Below are 3,981 nucleotides of genomic sequence, written 5' to 3' on the forward strand. Positions count from 1 at the left end.
AATAGCAATGGCTGGTGCAACGTACCATTCACCAATCATCTTGGCTAACAACACCCCAGTGAATGCGATGACTGATCCCACCGACAAATCAATTCCGCCGGAGAGGATAACAAAAGTCATACCCACGGCAATAATTCCCAAAAAAGCATTGTCAGTCAGTATGTTAAAAATGATACGAGTCGAGAGAAATGTCGGGTATTCAAATAAACAAACCAAATAACCCAGCACAAACACCATAATAGTGATAACTAAAGGTAAGTTCCGTTTAAACATGATGCGATCTCCCTTTGATAAACTGTACTAACGCAGGGGACTGGATCACTAGCACGACAAGCACCACAATTGCTTTCACAATTAGGTTCCACTGCGGTTGGTAGCCTGAGAGTAAAATACCCGTGTTGACACCTTGAATAATGAGGGTGCCCACAATGGCTAAAAACAGATTAAAACGCCCACCCATTAACGACGTGCCGCCAATAACGACGGCTAAGATGGCGTCCATCTCTAACCATAAGCCCGCATTATTGGCGTCTGCCCCACGGTTGTCGGCCGTAACGATAATACCTGCAATGGCGGCCATAATACCGCTAATGACATAAGTACTGATCACAACGAGCGGCGTATTTACACCGGAATTTTTCGCCGCACGAATATTAATGCCCACCGCTTCAATAAACAGACCGAGTGCACTTTTTTTCGTTAATAACCAAATACCGAGTGCGGCGACGATGGTGATGATTACTGGTGTCGGGAGTAATAACCAAGAGCCACTGCCGATCCACGATAGCGCTTCATTATTGAAGGTGATGATCTGCCCTTCAGTGATGAGCTGTGCAATACCGCGGCCAGCCACCATTAAGATCAAAGTGGCAACTATGGGTTGGATTTTGAAAATAGCAACGAGAAATCCATTCCATAAGCCACAAAGTGCGCCAACGCAAACAGCAGAGAACAGCATCAACGGTACCCCAAAAGTGCCGTGAGCGGCCATGCTGGCCAAAGTCGCACCGCTGATCGCCATGACCGCTCCTACCGAAAGGTCAATGCCTCCGGTCGCGATCACCAACGTCATTCCAATATTAAGTAAAGCCACTGGTGCACAGCGATTGAGGATATCAATCACGCTCCCAAACAGCCGCCCATCTTGGATATTAATGGAAAAAAAGTTATCGGCCACAATCGCGTTGACCAGTAGCACAATCACTAACGCCACAATCTGCGGCGACCCTGTCGGCATTTTTATTTTCCATCGATTTGCCTGATCGACAGGTTTGATAACTGACATCGTCATACTGACCCTCACATCGCAATGGCATTCATAATGGCAGGAACGGAGAGATCAGCAGTCGGGATCTCAGCGACTTGTTTTCGGTCTTTCAGTACAATAACGCGATCGGCATAGCCGACTAACTCTTCTAATTCTGACGAAATGACTAACATTGCTAATCCATTTGCACATAGTGATTCAATTAATCGAATAATCTCTGCGTGAGCACCAACGTCGATACCACGTGTCGGCTCATCAAGGATCAAAAATTGCGGTTTGGTCAGTAGCCAACGAGCGAGCAAAACCTTCTGCTGGTTGCCCCCAGAAAGAAACTGAATCGGCTGCTCAGCCGTAGGCGTTTTTATGTCGAGCTGACGAATGAAACGCTGCGCAATCTCTTTTTGCTCTTGTTTAGAGAGCGGGCTAAACCAACCACGCTGAGCTTGCAGCGCCAAAATAATGTTTTCACGGACAGAGGCTGACGCGATAATGCCATCGGTTTTTCGATCCTCAGGACAAAAACCAAAGCCATTTAATGATGCTTGCCGAGCAGAGCGAACTTTTGCAGGTTTACCATCCACAGTGCAATAACCAGCATCAGTAGGAATAATGCCAAATATCACTTGTGCCATTTCCGTACGTCCTGAACCCAACAGACCCGCTAACCCGACAATTTCACCTCGGTGAACTTCTAAGAAAAACGGGTCAATCGTGCCTTTTTTGCCATAGTTATCAAAACTGACCAAAGGGCTATCACTTAAGCGCGTTTTACCCGCACGGTGTAGTGCATTGTCCTCTAGATCGCGACCAAGCATCATTTTGATTAGTTCTATCTGGCTCAATTCAGCCGTCATTTTCGTCCCGACCAGCTCACCATTACGTAGAACAGTGATGCGATCACTCACTTGATAAACTTGATCGAGAAAATGAGTAATAAAAACCAACCCCATCCCTTGGCTTTTTAGCCGACGCATAATGGTAAAAAGCATTTCAACTTCATGCGAATCCAAACTGGCGGTAGGTTCATCAAGAATCAAGATCTTGGCTGAGAGCGACACAGCACGAGCAATCGCAACAATTTGCTGCATCGCAACAGAATATTGGTTCAGAGGCAAACTCACATCGATGTCAAAGCCGTAACTTTTCATCATTTGCTTTGCTTGCAACACCATATTGCTACGATCGAGAAGACCGTATTTCTTCAGTTCACGGCCAATAAAAAGGTTATCAACAATGGACATGTTGGGCAGCAAATTGACTTCTTGGTACACAGTACCGATACCTAAATTTTGTGCATGTGCGGTACTTTGAGGCGAAATCATCTCTCCATCTAAGCAGATCTGCCCCTCATCGCGCTGGTAGACCCCAGTTAACGTTTTGACCAACGTTGACTTCCCTGCACCATTCTCACCGAGCAACGCCATGATCTCGCCACGCCTCAGTGTAAAGTCGACATTAAATAATGCTCTAACCCCAGGAAATTCTTTCGTTATCCCTTTAGCATCCAATAATACATGTTCATCTTGACTGTATGACATAATTGCACCGCAAGTCATCTCACCATATTTCTTACATCAACACTCCCCAACACATGTTTTATATAATAGAGAAATATGATGAGACTTTATTTAAGGTAAATTCAAATTAAACAACAGTGATTAATAACCCATATCTTTTTTGAGTGCCAATTCGGTTTTAGCACTATCTGGCAGGAACAATTTAGACTCAGTAACAATATGTTTAGGAGGCAGAGTGCCATTATTTAGATAGTCATGTAATGCATCAAAAGCCGGGCCGGCCATATTAGGTGTTAATTCAACTGACGCATTCGACTCACCAGACATCATCGCTTTAAATATATCTGGCACACCATCAATTGAGACAATTTTAATATCTACCCCTGGTTTTAACCCAGCTTCTTTGATAGCTTGAATAGCACCGATCGCCATATCATCATTATGAGCGTAGACAGCACAAATATTCTTACCGTTACTTTCAGCCTTGATGAAGCTTCCCATCACTTCTTTGCCTTTACTGCGAGTAAACTCGCCCGATTGAGTGCGTATAATTTTTAGGTTGTCTGCCTTATTCACTACATTGAGAAAGCCCTGCTTACGATCTAAGGCCACACTCGCTCCAACCGTTCCTTGCAGTTCAACGATATGACATGGCTTTCCAGCTTGTACCTCTTTCAACCAATTACCAGCGACTTCACCTTCATGAACACTGTCCGCGGCTACCGATGTCATGTAGAGAGAATCGTCGTTCACTGTGATGCTTCTATCCAATAAAAACACCGGAATCTTGGCCTCTCTTGCTTCTTCCAGCACTGGTCCCCAGCCGGTTTGCACAACGGGCGCGATAAAAATCGCGTCAACACCTTGAGCGATAAACGATCGAACCGCCTTGATCTGGTTCTCTTGTTTTTGCTGTGCATCGGAAATCTTCAGTATGATGCCACGTTTCTCTGCCTCTGATTTTGCCACACTTGTTTCGGCGGCCCGCCAACCTGATTCAGAACCAATTTGAGAGAATCCAACGGTGAGAGAGTTCGCATAACTTGCACCACACATCAAAATTGTGCTGATGACAGTGGCCATTTTTAATGGTTTCAACATAATTTGTCCCTTATTACTGTTGTAGAGTTTCACGTAATTTATTTTAAACATTTAACTCCCCACTTAATTTTATATTTACACGGCTCAATCGCATCA

Annotated in this window: 3 protein-coding genes and 1 pseudogene; all 4 read right to left on the reverse strand. The window is 44.7% G+C overall.

The annotated features are described in order from the left end of the window. Positions 1-273 (reverse strand): annotated as a pseudogene (locus tag AACQ17_RS07200) (sugar ABC transporter permease YjfF); the annotation flags it as partial. Beyond that, positions 266-1,291 carry a galactofuranose ABC transporter, ATP-binding protein YtfT gene (ytfT, locus tag AACQ17_RS07205; RefSeq protein ID WP_141195320.1) on the reverse strand — a complete coding sequence of 342 codons (1,026 nt, stop codon included), beginning with the start codon at positions 1,289-1,291 and terminating at the stop codon, positions 266-268. The pseudogene AACQ17_RS07200 and the gene ytfT, both read right to left, overlap by 8 nt. Before the next feature lie 8 nt (positions 1,292-1,299). Then, positions 1,300-2,805: a sugar ABC transporter ATP-binding protein gene (locus AACQ17_RS07210; RefSeq protein WP_094147339.1), complete on the reverse strand. Its 1,506-nt coding sequence runs from the start codon at positions 2,803-2,805 to the stop codon at positions 1,300-1,302. Positions 2,806-2,925: 120 nt separating this feature from the next. Then, positions 2,926-3,885, reverse strand: a complete 960-nt coding sequence (gene ytfQ, locus AACQ17_RS07215) for a galactofuranose ABC transporter, galactofuranose-binding protein YtfQ (protein WP_094147337.1) — start codon at positions 3,883-3,885, stop codon at positions 2,926-2,928. Between the last annotated feature and the right edge of the window lie 96 nt (positions 3,886-3,981).

This window comes from Vibrio sp. V10_P2A27P122 (assembly GCF_963874335.1).
GTDB lineage: Bacteria > Pseudomonadota > Gammaproteobacteria > Enterobacterales > Vibrionaceae > Vibrio > Vibrio anguillarum.